We start from the raw sequence: 16,286 nt of genomic DNA, 5'->3' as shown, positions 1-16,286 counted from the left end.
TGTAGCTAATAGATGGGCTAGTAAAGGTAAAAAAGGGACAGGCTCAGTATATTTAGTGGATCAAAGAAAACATAAGCAATATAAAATGGGAAATATTGGTTATTTATGGAGAATAGATAGCGATGATGGACGATATTATCTTTCAGGGACGGCTTTATCAGCTGTATTAGGTGCTATATGTAGCCTTGGATATGCTGAGTATACTGGTTCAGGATTTAGTTGCCGAGATGGTTCACCAGGAGAAAGTGTTTCTCATCTAAATGGCGAAAATGGTGACTTTAGATATATTGCAATTAATAACAGACATATGAGTGAGCTAACATATACTAGTCATAAGCACTTTGATTGGGATAAAAATGTAAGCTTTGTGAATGCATTATATAAATTTGGATATAAATTGTTTGGTTCCAATCCTGTTAAAATTAAAGGGAATATATTGTTACCACATTCAAAAAATTGGAGTGGGCACCATAATCATGTTCACTTGCATGATTTTAACCCTAATATAGAGGATGCATAATGTTTTTCAGTAGTAGTTTTAAAAATATAAAATTTTTAAATTTGATATGTTGTTGTTTCTTATTTTCCGCATGTAATACTTTTGAAAATGATGGAAGTACTATTGGTGGCTTCACTAAAAATGGTTTTGAAAATTTCAAAATTGGAGACAAAGCCCAGAATCTGAAGGAGGTTGAGGACAGTCGTATACGTGATTGTTTTATTGCAAAAGATACTCGAAATGATGATGTCGAATTCCAGATTATGAATAATAAAATTGCAATTATTTCATCTATGGATAATACGAGAGCATCTTATAATGGTATTAAGATAGGAGATTCAGAACAAAAAATATATGAAAAATATAATAAAAAAGGTTTAGATAAGAGGAGAAATCCTTATGGTGATCCAAAAAAGGATTATTCTCTAATTGATTGGAATGATAACACTAAGAAAATGGGAACACGATATGATATTGAAAGTGGATATATTGTAGGTATCAAAGTTGGTGATAATAATTTAACTTTAATGGAAGGATGTGCTTAATAGATCAAGGATAGAGGGGTTTTAGTTTTTAGAATCTCTCTAAAATTATTAATTTGAAAAATAAACAATCAATTCTTTATCTATGATGATACTTGTTAAAAGGATGTTAAATTGGAGAGAGTGGAATGAGGGAGATAAATTAGTAAAAATTGAGAGCATGATGATTAACCTAAAAATAAACGCTTTTTTTTGCCATAATGGCAAACATTATATTTTTATCACAACACAAGCAAATGCGAGTGATAGTACCACAATCTTAACAGGTTATATACTAAATAAAAAAGTATAGATGAACAAAATAAAGTACATCCATATGATATTATTTTATTACCAACTACTAGAGATTTTTATTTAAAAGAAGAGGGTGAAGAGTATAAGAAGATAAAAGAAATTCAGTTGAATTATTTAGATGTGAAATATAAAATTGAATATAATAAACTCACACAAATAATGTACAAAACAAAGGTTTATATTCAGCTGACTCTATGTTTAATTATACTGGTTTAATTTGTGTGGTTGATAAGATAAATTATATGAAACGATAATTTTAGTCTTGTGTAATTATAAGTTTTACGTGGTACTATTTTAGTTTTTAAAAAAATCAATGGATTTTTAAGAACCAAGTCCTGAATTGATGAGCCGAAATAAATTGTAGTGGAAATGGTAATAATGAAAAATGTATCTATTAGTTCAACTGTACTTGTAATTTTATCAATTTTAGGATGTTCAAGTAATACGTCTGTAGCAAAGAATATAAATAAAATTGATGTCGAAGACTGTTCAATTGATTTTGATGAAGTGGATTTTTGTACTAAAGAAAGATTAAAAGATTATAATAATATTTTAAAAAATAAAGTATCAAATTTTGATAAAAATAAGTTTTTAATGGGTTTTAAAGAAAAAAGCTATTTTTATTTTGCTGTTATCGACTTAGAAAGCCTTAAGGTTTTTACTTTTCCAGCTTCATTGAGTGTGATGTCAAGTGTTAAGCCTATAGAATTCTCATCAAATAACAATTTATTTTGCCTAAGTGGAAATTTTAATCAGTATCGAAACTCTTATACCGCAGTGAAAACTTGCTATGTATATCATAATGGAAGTTTTGATTTTAAATCCAGAGTTGAGTTGGAGAGTGAAGTAAAGAAACATGATGGTCATAGTTCTAATAATCTGATAAATAAAATAAAATTACCAGTTTCTTCGGATTCTTTCTCTAAATGTGCCGAGAAAAACGCAATTAAAAAATGTGAGCAGATTGAAAGGTCAAATAATCGCGAATATTCTTTATCTGAGTTAAAGAAAATATCTCCTGATTTATTTAATGTATTTGATAATCCTAAAATATATTCATTAAATGCAGATACATTCAGATTCCTACCTGAACTTAAAGGTGGATTTTATTCTATAGCTGAAAAGTATATAGAAACAGATGAGGACTCTAGTTCTGAATTTTATTTAATAAAAATAAAACCTGCACTGGATGTAGGGAAAATAGGTGATCATTACTCAATTGATAAATTCGGAGTAATAACTTATAAGGATAAAAATAGAAAATTATTAAAAAGAAATTTGAAATAAGAGTAATTTAGTGTTGATTTGATATACTATAATTGAGTTGGGATGTATTATTTTAAAATAAAAGATTGAAAAGTGGTTGGTTTAAATTAATAGTAATTTTGAAGTGAAATTTTTCAAAAATATTTTTGATCAAGTTTTTGGTATTATAAATACTATTTTTAATAGAACTTAGTCTGGGGTGTGGGGAAATAGTGTCAAAAGTGTAGTCAATGCTGATAGATAGTTTCTTAAATTACAGGTCCTAAAAGTTTAGACTCTTATGGTAGTGTTGAGAAAATGCCAATATTGCATGTAAGTACGATGATTAGGGATTTTATTAATAGCTATCTTATAGAAAGAGCAGATGGTAAACTTTCCATCATTGGAGAAGATCATAAACTATGAAAATAAATGTTATTTAAATGCAAAAAATAGAAAGGTATGGGTAGATAAATTTCATGATGAAGCAGTAAAAAAGGTATGATACTTGGTAATGGAACGGCTATACATGCTCATGGTACTATGACTGAACTAAGAAATAAAATGCTAAAACCTTTTTTAATAGTTCTCCCTAAAAATTTAAAAGGAATTTAATATGTCTAGTAAATATGTAATTGGCGCAGGATTGGTATTGGTAACATTTGGTTCGGCAATATCAGCATGTGCGGATAGTTCGTCAGTAAATTGTAATAAAAATAATGTTTATGAAAGTATACAATGTATAGAAAAGGAAAATAAAAAATTAATTATTAAACTTGATAATGAAAAAAATAGAGAAGAAAATGATTATGATAAATGGGTGAAAAAAATAAAAAATAATTGTGAAGAAAAAATAAGCCATATAGCTGGGGAAGGTGCAGGTCTAGTTAGAAATCAATGTTATAGAGATGAGTATTTATCTAGATTATCATTTTTAACAGCTGAAAAAACTTCGAAAGAAGAAAAAATATTCATGGTCTAGTTGTAACATATTTACCTTACAATTCAGTTGATCATTTTAAATGTCTTTTAAAGAAAGATATAAATAGTTGTTCTAAAGTAAATTTGGTGAGCTCATCTAATTTGATAAAATTCTATCCATCTATTTCTCCAAGTTATGGGGATGGTATTGTTCTTCCAGAAACAGAAAGTGGTAAACAAATCATTATTTCACCATTTGAAGATAATGAGGATGAGGGTCCACAACTTGCTATTTTAATCATTAATGCTTTTGGTGTAGAAGAAAAGAAATTTATCCCAGCAACTAAAAATGTATTAATCGATAAGAATTATAATTTAACTTATATGGAAGGTAATAAAGAAAAACGAGTACAATTAAAATGATAATTTTATTTATATTCTCGTAAATACTTGAAATCAACCCAAACTTTGCTTAGTTCGGGTTTTTTGTCAGCAAACAGCAAACAGCAAACAGCAAACAGCAAACAGCAAACAGCAAATAGCAAACAGCAAACAGCAAACAGCAAGGCAAGATTTTTAGACAGGCGTTGATGTTGTTGGCATCACCGAATGGCATTGCATTAACTACACCTGAAAATATTATCTTACAGGCCTCTCAGGATATTGCCGAGAGTGCCAGTGGTTCAATCAATCTGAGCGCATAGAAGAATATTATTGGGCATGCACAGCACAAGATCAGTTTGTTTGCCGCACAAAAGGGTTTTAGGGCTTATGCAGCGAAAGGGAAATTGGAGTTGCAGGCGCAGGATGATGCGATTGAGGCGATTGCTAAGAAAGTGATTAAACTGATTTCCACTGAAGATAAGATTGAAATTACCAGTCCTAAAGAGATTGTACTAACAGCGGGTGGTTCTCAGTTGAAGATTAATGCTAACGGTGTTTTTTCAACGACAGGGGGTAAGTTTGAGAGCAAAGCAGGGCAGCATTTGTTTACTGCTGGGGCAAATGTTGTTATTCCTAAAATAAGTTTACCTACGGTCAAAACATTGTTTAGTAATCAGGTTAACTATAATTGGAATATAAAATCAGAAGGTCAAAAAGAGATTTTTATTGTAGATCGTGAGAGTAATCGCTTAATAAGAACAAAAACGGATCAACTTGATCATGACAATAACATGAGTTCATTACGATTCCATACACCACAAGCAATGGACTTTACCGCACTCATTTTTAATTCGGATATTCCACGATTAAAGCAGGATGTGCCTGACAGTGAGAATATTGATGAGCTATTAGAAGAGGCGCTTCAAGAAGAAAGTGATGAGGTGTATACGGAAGAGGATTCTAAGCAATGAGCAACTTAATCACCATTACAACTAAATTCTATGATAAGTCTGGAAGCCGTATCATCAATTTAAATGTGCAATCTCGATACGCAGGTTCATCCAAGGCAAATACTCAAAAGACTGATCCAAGAGGCTTGTTTGTATTTCAGGCTTCGCCCAACAGAACAGTGGAGATACTCGCAAAACCGCCTAATCAAAAAGAATATACCGTATTTAAAACTATAAACTCTTCGGTATCTTCATCAGAAGTAAATCCTATAAAAGTCCACCTACCTAAAACTATTGATGAATATAGACAGATCAAACAGCCTACATCTACGAAAGGGATTGTGAGTACCTTTTTTAAGGTAGTGGATAGTAACGTTGTTAGCGGCAGTGTAAAAATGACCCCCTAATGGCATTTAAAAACTGACCCCCTTGGTTAATATAGCGGTCATTTTGGACTGCTCAACATGTTAACTTTGGAGCAAGCAGTGACAATCCAAATTCTTCATCAACAGGGTAAATCTATTAAAGCTATTACTCGTGAACTGGGGGTGTCCCGAAATACCGTGCGTAAATATTTACGGCAGAAGGAAACACCTCAGTATCGGCGTACACAACCTAGAACAAGTATTCTTGATCCATATAAACCCTATTTACTCCATCGTGTAAATGCAGCACATCCTGAATGGATTCCTGCCGTTGTGCTCTACCAGGAAATTTTAGGGTTGGGATATCCAGGAAAGATCAGGATCTTGAGGGAATATCTTGCAACATTAAAACCAGTTGCCAAACTGGAGCCAGTCATTCGTTTTGAAACCCAACCTGGCCAACAAATGCAGGTGGATTTCACCACAATTCGACGCAACAACACGACTTTGAAAGCCTTTGTCGCAACATTAGGGTATTCCAGAGCGACTTTCGTGAAATTTTATGATCATGAACGTACGGATGCATGGATCGATGGTCTGGAAAATGCATTTCAGTTCTTTGCAGGAGTACCTCAGGAAATCCTGTTTGATAACGCTAAAACGATCATGATTGAACGGGATGCCTATCAGGAGGGGCAGCATAAATGGAATCCCAAACTGCTCGACTGCGCCAAGAAATACAGCTTTCGTCCCCGCGTATGTAAGCCCTACCGTGCACAGACCAAAGGCAAAGTTGAACGCTTTAATGGATACCTCAAATCAAGCTTTATTGTGCCATTGAAAGCAAGCCTGAAGACTTCGGGTTTACTGTTAGATGTTGATGTCGCCAATGCCCACATTGGCCGGTGGCTGCATGAAACCGCCAATCAGCGGATTCATGCCACTACGCAAGAAAAACCGGCTGTTCGACTGCAACAAGAGCAGCAAAAATTTACGCCATTACCGCAATCAGATACAGGTTCTGGCACTGTACCTGTTGCAGCAGCAGAGCATGTCATGCCCTACGAGAGTTTGCAGCATCCCTTATCGGTATATGACCAGTTGCTGGGAGTTTCCTGATGAATCTGCAATACGACCGTATAGAGCAACTTTGCCAAAAGCTTAATCTGCCTGCCATCGCATCACAATGGTCACATCATGCACAACAAACATTAGGTCAGGATAGAAGTTATGCCGACTTTGTTGAAGCGATCTTGACGCATGAATATGCTGCCAGGCAACAGCGTAGCCAGCAGGTACTGATGAAACTCTCAGGCCTGCCTCAAGTCAAAACCCTGGAAGACTATGATTTTAATTATGCCCTAGGGGCCCCTAAATCACAGGTGATTGAACTGTTCAATCTGAGCTTTATTGCTAGAGCAGAAAATGTGGTGTTTCTCGGGGCTAGCGGAGTAGGAAAAACGCATTTATCTATGGCATTAGGCTATAAGGCCATCATGAACAACATTAAGATCAAGTTCATTACCGCAGCGGATTTAATGCTGCAACTGAGTACAGCCTATCAGCAAGGTAAATTGAAAACCTATATGCAACGTGCGGTACTGGGACCAAAGTTACTGATTATCGATGAAATTGGTTATTTACCGTTTGGACGTGAAGAAGCGAATCTGTTCTTTAACGTGATTGCCAAGCGTTATGAAAAAGGCAGTACGATATTGACGAGTAACTTACCCTTTAGCCAATGGTCTAAGTCATTTGCGGATGATGTTACGTTGACCGCTGCGATGTTAGATCGGCTATTACATCACTGTCATGTGGTACAGATATCGGGTGAGAGTTATCGTTTGAAGGATAAAAAGAGAGTAGGAATTCAACCACAAATTGAGTCTTAATAAATCATCAAAGGGGTCAATTTTACTTTGCTGTTTTTAAGGTAAAAGGGGTCAGTTTTAAATTGCCGTTGACAACAAAGTGATGGAAAATTTTCCTATTCAATCAATACCGAAAGGTAAAGGCAATTCGCCGGATAAACTCACTGATGATCAGGGTATTGTAGAGGTGAAGTCTTCACCTAATCGAGATATCGAAGTTTTAGTACTGGCATCTAATGATCAATTTGTTTTAAAAAGTTCAATAAACTCTGGCAATGGAAACTCACAACCAATTCCGATTAAGTTAGATGAACCTTATGCAAAATTTTTAAGTCGATCAGATATTAAAATCTTAGATAGGGATGGTAAGGACTATGTTGTAGAAAAAACCAATATAGAAATGTTAGTCGTAGAGAGTGGTAAGAAGCAGCTTTACAGTATATCGAATGGGAGACTGCCCCTACAAAGTATGGTTGGGCAAAAACTGGAATTTACAGTGTATAAGCCTGATGGGAAGCCATTGAAACCTCAGTCTTATATGGCGACACGAATAAAAAACAAACCTGCTGAGCTACGTTTGGATGTGGATGTAACCAAAGGTACTACAGCACCTAATGATCCAGAGATTAATAAAAATATTCAAGGAAAAGATTGCCCACCCGAGTGTGTAGTAGAGATAGTGTCATTTAATAGCACCCCTGGTCCGTATGTTATTTCTATGGAAATGTGGAAAAAGATTTTGGAATTTGAAAGATATGAGGCAAGACCTTATCATCCAGGAGATGATTCGAGTGGTGTTACTATTGCTATAGGGTATGATTTAGGACAGCAATCTAAATCACAAATCCAGCAAGATTTAGCAAGTTTTTATACGGTAGAACAAATAGAACGCTTAATAACTGCACAAGGAAAAAAGGGAGCTGAGGCTCAGCGTTTTATAAATAAATTATCAGATATCACTATTACTAAAAGTAACGCATTACAGTTAGCAACTTTGCTAAAAACACGTTATGCAAATCAAGTCTTATCAATTTATCCAGAGACATTAAATTTACATCCTCATTGCCAAGGTGTATTACTCTCTTTAGTTTTTAATCGAGGACCAGGTTTGGCAGATCCCAAACCGCCTAAAAAAGGTTTAACACGTATACATATGCGAAAAATTAGAGATGCTTTAAAAAATAATAAGCCCGAAGAAATTCCTGAAATTTTGAGAGATATGTCAAAACTTTGGAATAAAACTGGACCAAAAGGCAACAGTGGTGTAGGAATACGTCGTAGAGAAGAAGCTAAAATTTTTGAAAAAGGGCTTAAATGTGATTGCTATAAATAAAAAAATGAAAATTTTCATTTCAACTATTTTTATCTCTTCATGTGTTTTTGCAGATAAAGAAATTCTGACTTGTAAACCTGATAGTACTGTTTTTAATGATATATTGAATTGTTATTTAATTGATTACAAAAAAAATGATAAAGAGCTAAACTCAGTTTATCAAAATAAACTTTCTAAACTTTCTAAAGAGGCAAAAGGAAAGTTAAAAGTATCTCAAAGGAACTGGATTAAGAAGAAAGAAGCACTCTGTGTGGCTAACGAAGATGAATATGGGAGAGAAAGTCATTTTGAAGCGATAGCATGTCAAAATGAAATGACAAAAGAACGTATTTCTTTTCTAAGAAAGTACTAAAAGGTATGTGGGTTTTTTAAATTAACATCTGGTTGATATAGGATTTTAAATGAGAAAATATCTTATTTTTATTCTACTTGTTTTTTTATCCTTTGCATATTCCCGGAATTTATTTGCAAAAGATCAATGTAGTATAAAAGAGGTGATAAACTTAAGTGTTTTTAAAAAAATGATTATAAATTTTATAATTACATTTGTGACTCTGATAATGGTTTATACTTAAAAAGTTATATTGGAAGTCAAAATAATAAAGTATTTCTGGGGGAGTATTCTGATTTTGCTGCTAAAGAAAGTCCTGAGCTTTTAGCAGTTAGTGTTTATAAGACAAAGACAAAAAAACCACCATTGTTAATTACACTTAATTCAGCATCTTATTGTTGTACTCCTCAAATGGAAGGCAGGATGTATCAAGTAAACCTTTATCAAATTAGTGAACCTAATAGTATGATTTTGAAAAATATAACAAATATTTTGGGTGCTAATGCAGAAGGTTTTGATGGGAAAGTTGAAGATAGAGTTTATTACAATTATAAAACTATAGCTGAAATTAAAAAATGGTTAGATAGGAATTATTAATATTGTTTTTATAAATTAATGTATATATGAATAAATTATTTTTTTTAAAAGTAATGGTTGCATGGGGTATTTCTTTTAATGTTTGTAATGCCAAAGAAAATGCCCTTTGGGATGATTATTTACAAGATGCTACTCAAGTTAACTCACCTATAGAATATATGGGAGCATATAATAAATATTCTGCCATTAATCCTAATTTGAAGATTATGTTGAGAGATTTTTGTGATATTAATAAAACAAAAAATATTAATTATACGTTGAAAAATATGGTATCCAAGTCTTAAATGGTAAGGATGTATATGATGTTTTAAGGACGGCAGTGCCTTTGCAGTCTAATGTTGACTTAGCCTTACTATATCATGATAAAGCTATTTTAGCTTTTAGAATGAGAGAGTTAAGTACTGTTAACTATGTTAAAATTCCATTCAAAAGAAATAGAGTCTCTGCTTTTTTATATAATATAAAAAATAATAATTTCACTGAAATACCCGTAATACTATCTGACAGTGAAGATGGTGATGAGAAAACAGATCTACTTATGGGTGATCAGGTAACTTATGATGCTAAGAAAGGACAGTATGCGTATCTGGCAAATGTTAAAACTTATACAGATGGAAAAGTTTCTCCCTTTAAAGCGGTTTTTAATATTAATCTAAAATGTATTTCCTTAACATTGGGGTGTGAGACAATAGGTGTTTTAAAAGCAACAAAATCAAATTAAAATTTTAACTGTAAATCTCAAAGAGTAATTACATCTTTGAGACTTTTTTTAAAATTAAAATATTTTAACTTATTCAGATAAATAGTTTTACTAGCTTGAGGATGCCTTCAGATCAACTAGAGTTCCAGTCTAAAAAACTATACTATTCACATTATTTTTAGCGGTTTTCATCGATGTCCTTTCAAATCTGGCTCGGATTCATGCTCGCATGCTGGGCGATTAGCATATCACCGGGTGCAGGCGCGATTGCCTCTATGTCGAGTGGTCTAAACTACGGTTTTCGACATGGTTACTCGAATGCGATCGGTTTACAGCTTGCTCTTGCCTTACAAATTTTGATCGTTGCAGCGGGAGTTGGCGTACTTTTTGCGACGACCTCTTGGGCATTTCTAGTGGTTAAATGGTTTGGCGTAATTTATTTACTATATTTGGCTTATAAACAATGGACAGCACCGATACAAGATATTGAAATTAAGCAGGAAACGATATATCAATCACGCCGAAGTCTAATGTTAAATGGCTTTGTGGTGAATATGAGTAATCCCAAAGCCATTGTGTTTTTATTAGCGGTTTTACCCCAATTTTTAGATTTGAAACGTCCACAGTGGCCACAATACGCAATTATGGCATTCACAATGATCACTATCGATTTAATTGTGATGGCAGGTTATACAGGACTCGCTGCTAAAGTACTGCGCTTACTTCGCTCACCAAAACAGCAAAAATACTTAAACCGCAGCTTTGCCATCATGTTTGCGGTCGCTGCATTGCTGCTCAGTTCGATTCATCAATGAGTCTAAAGTTTTATACTTTGACCGCGTATCGCTTTCAATTTTTGTATCACAAAAATGATCGCAAATAATAATGCCATGCACAGCACAATACTTAAGCCTGTCGAAATATTAATCACTGCACTAGACCAGAGTCCCACAGTCACACCAATCTGGGCGCAAATAAAAGCCCAAATGACCATTTGTTTAGGGGAGTTGGCTAGAAGTCTGGCAGTTAGAGCAGGGATGACCAATAAAGCGCCCATTAATAATGAACCTACCGCACGTAGGGCCAAAACGGTAAACAACGCCAGCAGCAACATAAAAATCAAACGTTGCCATTTTGCATTGATCCCTTCGCTCATCGCAATATCAGGGTCAATTGCAATCTGGATTTGTGCTTTCCAGTAGCGATAAAGTACAGCGAGCGCCAAGCCAATAATGATGACAAAGATAGGTAAATCTTCCCAGCCAATTGCAAGCAAATCACCAAATAAATAACTCAATAACTCAGGTCGTAAACTAGGAATTTGTTGGATCAGTAATAAACCTGAACAGAGTAAAGTCGCTGAACACAGTGCCAGTAATGCATCATTTGGTAAGCGTGGGTCATGTAATACCCAAAGTATCCCAACCAATAATAATGCCAGCATGGCAACTCCCAGCCAAAGCGGGAGCTGTAGAATTCCTGCAACCGCGACGCCAAGTAATGTTCCATGCGCCATCGTATCTGCAAAAAAGGACATTCTGCGCCAGAGCATTAAGCAGCCTAAGGGTGCTGTCAAAAAAACCAGTAAACTTCCCATCGTCCATGCAGGAAGCAAAAGTTGTAACCATTCCAGCATTGCTTAAGCTTCCGGTTCAGGGTGAATATGAGGATGGTCGATATGTGTACATGTCTCAACATGATCACCATGCGCACAGTGATCGTGATGGTGCTGATATGGGACACGTTGTCCACCAAAAATGGCCAGATATTCTGGGTGTTGCTGAACACTCTCAGGTAAACCACTACAGCAGATGTGTTTATTTAAACACACAACCCGTTGAGTCCCTTGCATCACCCATTGCAAATCATGTGAAACCATAAGTACAGCACAACCATAACGTTCAGGCAGGCTTCGTACATATTCATAAAGTTCGGCTTCGGATTGGATATCCAGCCCCTGCATCGGTTCATCCAGCACCAAAATATCGGGCTGGCGCAATAAAGCACGTGCTAAAAGTACACGCTGTTTCTCACCACCAGACAGTTGTTGTACTTTGGAATCCTGTAATTTGGAAATACCAGTATCACGAACAATCTCATTGCGTAATTCACGGTCACATTTTTCCAAATCAAGTAAGTCTTTGACTCTTAATGGTAAACTGTGTGATGGATTGAACTTTTGTGGTACATAGGCCATTTTATTTTTTTGACTGCTCACTACTTTGCCATGTGAGGGGTGGGTAATCCCGAGCAATACTTTGATGAGCGTCGATTTGCCTGCGCCATTAGGGCCAATCAGTGTGACAATTTCATTTTTGTGTAATGAAAAGTCGACATTTTTTAGAATATCCCGATCATCCAAATGAACTGATACGCGATCTAGTCGAATCAGTTCAGGCATTAGTGTGACAGCTTGCTGCACTGTTGGCATTTTCCAGAAATCTCGATAATGGTATGTTGAGCATTAAAATGATCTGAACCTGCCAATTGATGTAATTGTTGCAGCAAGCCTTCAGAAGAAGCTTCCTTTACCACATGGCATTCATTACAAATCAGAAAAGCAGCTTGATGCCCTTCACGAGGATGGCAGCAAGGAATATAGGCATTGATCGAAGTCAGACGATGAATCAGTCCTTTTTCCAATAAAAAATCAAGGGTACGATAAACCGTAGGTGGCGCTGCTGGACGATCAGATCCACTTTTAATTTTTGCCAATAAGTCGTATGCCCCCATCGGGCCAGAGGCATTTAAAATTAAAGCCAGAACTTCTTTACGTAAAGGCGTCAGACGAGCTCCTGTCGAGGCGCAAAGGCTTTCCGCTTCAGCTAGACGTGTGGCAACATTTAGGTGATCATGTACACCATGTAAGGCATTATGATGTTCGTGTGAACAAGCACTCATAGACAAACCTCATTATTTTATTGAATAGTAGCATGAAGTCAGGCTGCTATCGAATAAGCGTAGGTGTTTTTCAAAATTTGTTATATTATAACATGAGTTGTTTATCTAGGTTCGATTTTGTTATGTTTCGTTTTGCGGTGTTCTGCCTATTTTCTATTATAACGACGCTGTCATGGTCACAAGCGCCGCTGGTGATTGCAACTCATCCGATTTATTTGATCGCCAAAGAAATTACACAAGGGATAGAAGAGCCTCAGTTATTGCTGGCAAATCAATCTGGGCATGATATTCAACTGACCCCAGCACATCGCAAAGCCATTCAAGATGCATCCTTGGTAATATGGCTAGGCAAAGCCCACGAAGCACCATTGGCGAGTCTGCTACAAAATAATCCTAAAGCGATTTCAATTTTGGATTCGCAAATTGTGACGATTTTACCGCGTCGAAGTACCCGTAACGTTCCGTTAGACAATACCATTGACACTCATGTCTGGTTAGATCCCAATAATGCTGTGCGTATTGGTTTTTTTATTGCTGCGCTGCGCTCACAACAACATCCTGAAAGTAAAGTCAAATACTGGGAAAATGCACGACGCTTTGCTCAAGAAATGCTGGTTGCAAGTCAGGGCTATGAGCGTAAAACAGTACAACCTTATTGGTCGTATCATGATGCCTATCAATATCTGGAACGCGCGCTGAATTTAAAATTTGCAGGTGCATTGACAGATGATCCACATATTGCAGCGACTGCCTCTCAGCTCAAATATTTAAGTGATAACCGCCCCAAACCGAGTATGTGTCTTTTGGCTGAAGGAAATGCCAATCAAAATCAATACCGAATCTTGAACCCGATCGTATTCCAGCGTGTCGATGAAAGCATGAATGAAGATCAGGATTTTGTTGATGCATGGAAGAAACTCGCCAGTCAAACCACAAAATGTGTCTTAAATGCAAGCAAATAAGCTCAAAATGCCTGACATGCAGATGATTTGAGTGTAAACAAATCATCTAAAAAAACACGACTTAGGTCGGTAAAAGATTGCATGTTCAGGGGTGTAACTCTATAATGCCTGCGATTAAAAACGATCATCAGCGTAATTTGTCAAGCATTCATGCTGTAAGTGGATAAACAATGAGCCGAACTAGTCGCTTGATTGACCGACGATTAGCGAAAGCTCTGGTCTTCTTACAAGCATTAATGATTCCTTTAGCTGCGATTATGGCATGGCTTATCCACGATGGTGTAGCCGCAATGAGTGCCGCTTTAGGAGCCTTGGTCTGCTGGCTTGCCAACCTATATTTTAGCTGGCAGTCATTTCGAACGGCAGGGGCTAGAGCATCGAGACAGGTTCTATCGAACATGTATCGAGGCATGCTAGGGAAGTTCGGAATCGTGATCGTGGGTTTTATTTTGATTTTAAGCAATGTTAAACCGCTGTCTCCAGCGGCATTGTTTTGTGGTTTTATTCTCGTTCAGACCATGTCGTGGGTCGCTCCATTTTGGGTTTCACGTCTACAGAAACGAGTCTAGACACATCCAAAATTGAAGATTTTTTGAGGACTACGAGATATCAGGCAGCGCGCGATATTCGTTTCCTTATTTAGTAATTGACATTGACCAGGTGTGATTTATGGCTGCTGAAGAACATGCCCTTACTTCGACCGAGTACATCAAGCATCACTTGACCAATTTAACCTATGGCAAAATGCCAGATGGGACTTGGAAATTGGCTGAGAATGCGGGTGAAGCTCAACAGATGGGGTTTTCTGCTATTCACTTGGATTCAATGGGTTGGTCTATCGGACTGGGTGTCATTTTTTGTTTGATTTTTTGGTGTGCCGCTAAAGCTGCAAATGCAGGGGTGCCATCAAAATTTCAATCTGCAATCGAAATGATTATCGAGTTCGTTGATTCCAGCGTTCGCGATACCTTCCATGGTAAATCACGTCTTATTGCACCACTGGCATTAACCATTTTCGTGTGGATTTTCCTCATGAATGCTATGGATCTAATTCCTGTTGACTGGATTCCTTATCTGGCTCAACAAGTGGGTGCGCACGTATTTGGTATGGACCCTCATCATGTTTATTTCAAAATCGTTCCAACAACAGATCCGAACATTACCCTTGGTATGTCGTTGTCTGTTTTTGTGTTGATTTTGTTCTATAGCATTCGTGAGAAAGGCATCGGCGGTTTCGTTGGTGAGTTGGCTTTAAACCCATTTAACCCAAGTAACCCAATTGCAAAAGCGTTGCTAATTCCAGTGAACTTAATTCTGGAATTGGTTACTTTCCTTGCACGACCAATTTCATTGGCACTCCGACTGTTTGGTAACATGTATGCAGGTGAGTTAATCTTCATCCTGATCGCGTTACTTCCTTTCTGGATTCAATGGGCGTTGTCTGTGCCTTGGGCGATCTTCCACATTCTTGTAATCACCTTGCAAGCATTTATCTTTATGATGCTGACCATCGTGTACTTGAGCATGGCAAGCGAAAAACATTAATGGTATTTGCCTAACTGTTAGGTTAACGGTTAGGTTTAATTTTTATTTAATTTGGTAATAACCTAACCTCTGAGGAATTTTTCATGGAACTCACTTTAGGTCTAGTTGCAATTGCATCTGCTATCTTGATCGCTTTCGGTGCTTTAGGTACAGCGATTGGTTTTGGTCTTTTGGGTGGTCGCTTTTTAGAAGCTGTTGCTCGTCAACCTGAACTTGCTCCGCAACTTCAAACTCGTATGTTCTTAATCGCAGGTCTTCTTGATGCTGTGCCTATGATCGGTGTTGGTATTGGCTTGTTCTTCATCTTCGCTAATCCGTTTGTAGGTTAATCAGCTTAATTCCTAAATCCACATATTGAGGAATTGCAATGAATATTAACCTCACATTGATTGGCCAAGCGATTGCATTTGCGATTTTTGTCGCATTCTGCATGAAGTTTGTTTGGCCACCACTAATCAATGCGATTAGTGAGCGTCAGCGTAAAATCGCTGATGGCTTAAACGCTGCTGAAAAAGCGAAAGCGGATCTTGCTGATGCACAATCACAAGTGAAAGCTGAGCTAGATGCAGCAAAAGCACAAGCGGCTCAATTGATCGAACAAGCGAACCGTCGTGCAGCACAATTGGTCGAAGAAGCACGTACCCAAGCTGCGGCTGAAGGTGAGCGTATTCGTCAACAAGCGAAAGAAGCAGTTGACCAAGACATCAATTCTGCTCGCGAAGAATTACGTCAACAAGTCGCTGCCTTGGCAGTTGATGGTGCAGAGAAAATTCTGAACCAACAAGTTGACGCAGAAGCTCATAATGCCATGCTGACTCAGCTGGCTGCTAAACTTTAAGCGAGGGA

17 protein-coding genes and 5 pseudogenes are annotated in these 16,286 nt (G+C 36.7%); 19 read left to right on the top strand and 3 right to left on the bottom strand.

The window, feature by feature from the left end:
* Positions 1–85 precede the first annotated feature (85 nt).
* The 14 genes and pseudogenes from I6L31_RS09490 to I6L31_RS09420 all read left to right on the top strand — a co-directional run bounded on the left by I6L31_RS09490 (position 86) and on the right by I6L31_RS09420 (position 10,847).
* Positions 86–520: a hypothetical protein gene (locus tag I6L31_RS09490; RefSeq protein WP_005001628.1), complete on the top strand. Its 435-nt coding sequence runs from the start codon at positions 86–88 to the stop codon at positions 518–520.
* A complete protein-coding gene (locus I6L31_RS09485) occupies positions 520–1,044 on the top strand; it encodes a hypothetical protein (RefSeq protein ID WP_005001629.1) in 525 nt (174 codons plus the stop codon). Before I6L31_RS09490 ends, I6L31_RS09485 begins: the two co-directional genes overlap by 1 nt.
* 669 nt (positions 1,045–1,713) lie before the next feature.
* Positions 1,714–2,622 carry a hypothetical protein gene (locus I6L31_RS09480; protein WP_005001632.1) on the top strand — a complete coding sequence of 303 codons (909 nt, stop codon included), beginning with the start codon at positions 1,714–1,716 and terminating at the stop codon, positions 2,620–2,622.
* Positions 2,623–3,196: 574 nt separating this feature from the next.
* Positions 3,197–3,562 (top strand): hypothetical protein, encoded by a 366-nt coding sequence (locus I6L31_RS18350; RefSeq protein ID WP_005001633.1) that lies wholly within the window; start codon positions 3,197–3,199, stop codon positions 3,560–3,562.
* Positions 3,563–3,648: 86 nt separating this feature from the next.
* Positions 3,649–3,924, top strand: coding sequence for a hypothetical protein (locus I6L31_RS18345; RefSeq protein WP_228128592.1), 276 nt, complete (start codon positions 3,649–3,651; stop codon positions 3,922–3,924).
* Between the two features lie 125 nt (positions 3,925–4,049).
* A pseudogene (locus tag I6L31_RS18340) lies at positions 4,050–4,856 on the top strand (DUF2345 domain-containing protein); the annotation flags it as partial.
* A pseudogene (locus I6L31_RS09465) lies at positions 4,853–5,209 on the top strand (glycoside hydrolase family 19 protein); the annotation flags it as partial. The pseudogenes I6L31_RS18340 and I6L31_RS09465, both read left to right, overlap by 4 nt.
* Positions 5,210–5,299: 90 nt before the next feature.
* A complete protein-coding gene (istA, locus tag I6L31_RS09460; RefSeq protein ID WP_005001546.1) occupies positions 5,300–6,319 on the top strand; it encodes an IS21 family transposase in 1,020 nt (339 codons plus the stop codon).
* Positions 6,319–7,092, top strand: a complete 774-nt coding sequence (istB, locus tag I6L31_RS09455; protein WP_005001544.1) for an IS21-like element ISAba8 family helper ATPase IstB — start codon at positions 6,319–6,321, stop codon at positions 7,090–7,092. The genes istA and istB overlap by 1 nt, the downstream gene beginning before the upstream one ends.
* 70 nt (positions 7,093–7,162) lie before the next feature.
* A pseudogene (locus tag I6L31_RS18335) lies at positions 7,163–8,404 on the top strand (pesticin C-terminus-like muramidase); the annotation flags it as partial.
* On the top strand, positions 8,388–8,756 hold the full coding sequence (locus tag I6L31_RS09440; protein WP_005001655.1) for a lysozyme inhibitor LprI family protein: 369 nt from the start codon (positions 8,388–8,390) through the stop codon (positions 8,754–8,756). The pseudogene I6L31_RS18335 and the gene I6L31_RS09440, both read left to right, overlap by 17 nt.
* Before the next feature lie 49 nt (positions 8,757–8,805).
* Positions 8,806–9,332: pseudogene (locus I6L31_RS09435) on the top strand (hypothetical protein).
* Between the two features lie 26 nt (positions 9,333–9,358).
* Positions 9,359–10,053 (top strand): annotated as a pseudogene (locus I6L31_RS18330) (hypothetical protein).
* Positions 10,054–10,226: 173 nt separating this feature from the next.
* Positions 10,227–10,847, top strand: a complete 621-nt coding sequence (locus I6L31_RS09420; RefSeq protein WP_005001668.1) for a LysE family transporter — start codon at positions 10,227–10,229, stop codon at positions 10,845–10,847.
* Positions 10,848–10,849: 2 nt separating this feature from the next.
* Here the strand turns inward: I6L31_RS09420 and znuB are convergent, their stop codons facing one another.
* From znuB to I6L31_RS09405, 3 genes are read right to left on the bottom strand one after another with little or no spacing between them, the layout of a single operon-like run.
* A complete protein-coding gene (znuB, locus tag I6L31_RS09415; RefSeq protein ID WP_005001670.1) occupies positions 10,850–11,668 on the bottom strand; it encodes a zinc ABC transporter permease subunit ZnuB in 819 nt (272 codons plus the stop codon).
* Between the two features lie 3 nt (positions 11,669–11,671).
* Positions 11,672–12,463, bottom strand: coding sequence for a zinc ABC transporter ATP-binding protein ZnuC (znuC, locus tag I6L31_RS09410; RefSeq protein WP_005001672.1), 792 nt, complete (start codon positions 12,461–12,463; stop codon positions 11,672–11,674).
* Positions 12,433–12,933 (bottom strand): transcriptional repressor, encoded by a 501-nt coding sequence (locus tag I6L31_RS09405; RefSeq protein ID WP_004985636.1) that lies wholly within the window; start codon positions 12,931–12,933, stop codon positions 12,433–12,435. The genes znuC and I6L31_RS09405 overlap by 31 nt, the downstream gene beginning before the upstream one ends.
* A 122-nt stretch (positions 12,934–13,055) precedes the next feature.
* On the opposite strand from I6L31_RS09405, the gene I6L31_RS09400 reads away from it, so the two are divergent.
* From I6L31_RS09400 to I6L31_RS09380, 5 genes are all read left to right on the top strand, one after another.
* On the top strand, positions 13,056–13,895 hold the full coding sequence (locus I6L31_RS09400) for a metal ABC transporter solute-binding protein, Zn/Mn family (protein WP_005001674.1): 840 nt from the start codon (positions 13,056–13,058) through the stop codon (positions 13,893–13,895).
* A gap of 170 nt (positions 13,896–14,065) precedes the next feature.
* Entirely contained in the window at positions 14,066–14,464 is a 399-nt protein-coding gene (locus tag I6L31_RS09395) for an ATP synthase subunit I (protein WP_004985632.1), read from the top strand.
* A gap of 100 nt (positions 14,465–14,564) precedes the next feature.
* A complete protein-coding gene (atpB, locus tag I6L31_RS09390) occupies positions 14,565–15,440 on the top strand; it encodes a F0F1 ATP synthase subunit A (RefSeq protein WP_004985629.1) in 876 nt (291 codons plus the stop codon).
* An 83-nt stretch (positions 15,441–15,523) separates the two neighbouring features.
* On the top strand, positions 15,524–15,769 hold the full coding sequence (gene atpE, locus I6L31_RS09385) for a F0F1 ATP synthase subunit C (RefSeq protein WP_000424060.1): 246 nt from the start codon (positions 15,524–15,526) through the stop codon (positions 15,767–15,769).
* 38 nt (positions 15,770–15,807) lie between these two features.
* Entirely contained in the window at positions 15,808–16,278 is a 471-nt protein-coding gene (locus tag I6L31_RS09380; protein ID WP_004985627.1) for a F0F1 ATP synthase subunit B, read from the top strand.
* Positions 16,279–16,286: the final 8 nt, after the last annotated feature.

Source organism: Acinetobacter septicus, from assembly GCF_019355975.1.
Lineage (GTDB): Bacteria > Pseudomonadota > Gammaproteobacteria > Pseudomonadales > Moraxellaceae > Acinetobacter > Acinetobacter ursingii.
The sequence above is the reverse complement of the archived record's forward strand: the minus strand, read 5'-3'. Positions and strand labels throughout refer to the sequence as shown.

Coding starts and splice junctions, on each gene's coding strand:
- I6L31_RS09490 (WP_005001628.1), top strand. CDS start 86: ATGGGAAATATTGGTTATTTATGGAGAATAGATAGCGATGATGGACGA.
- I6L31_RS09485 (WP_005001629.1), top strand. CDS start 520: ATGTTTTTCAGTAGTAGTTTTAAAAATATAAAATTTTTAAATTTGATA.
- I6L31_RS09480 (WP_005001632.1), top strand. CDS start 1,714: ATGAAAAATGTATCTATTAGTTCAACTGTACTTGTAATTTTATCAATT.
- I6L31_RS18350 (WP_005001633.1), top strand. CDS start 3,197: ATGTCTAGTAAATATGTAATTGGCGCAGGATTGGTATTGGTAACATTT.
- istA (WP_005001546.1), top strand. CDS start 5,300: ATGTTAACTTTGGAGCAAGCAGTGACAATCCAAATTCTTCATCAACAG.
- istB (WP_005001544.1), top strand. CDS start 6,319: ATGAATCTGCAATACGACCGTATAGAGCAACTTTGCCAAAAGCTTAAT.
- I6L31_RS09420 (WP_005001668.1), top strand. CDS start 10,227: ATGTCCTTTCAAATCTGGCTCGGATTCATGCTCGCATGCTGGGCGATT.
- znuB (WP_005001670.1), bottom strand. CDS start 11,668: ATGCTGGAATGGTTACAACTTTTGCTTCCTGCATGGACGATGGGAAGT.
- znuC (WP_005001672.1), bottom strand. CDS start 12,463: ATGCCAACAGTGCAGCAAGCTGTCACACTAATGCCTGAACTGATTCGA.
- I6L31_RS09405 (WP_004985636.1), bottom strand. CDS start 12,933: ATGAGTGCTTGTTCACACGAACATCATAATGCCTTACATGGTGTACAT.
- I6L31_RS09400 (WP_005001674.1), top strand. CDS start 13,056: ATGTTTCGTTTTGCGGTGTTCTGCCTATTTTCTATTATAACGACGCTG.
- I6L31_RS09395 (WP_004985632.1), top strand. CDS start 14,066: ATGAGCCGAACTAGTCGCTTGATTGACCGACGATTAGCGAAAGCTCTG.
- atpB (WP_004985629.1), top strand. CDS start 14,565: ATGGCTGCTGAAGAACATGCCCTTACTTCGACCGAGTACATCAAGCAT.
- atpE (WP_000424060.1), top strand. CDS start 15,524: ATGGAACTCACTTTAGGTCTAGTTGCAATTGCATCTGCTATCTTGATC.
- I6L31_RS09380 (WP_004985627.1), top strand. CDS start 15,808: ATGAATATTAACCTCACATTGATTGGCCAAGCGATTGCATTTGCGATT.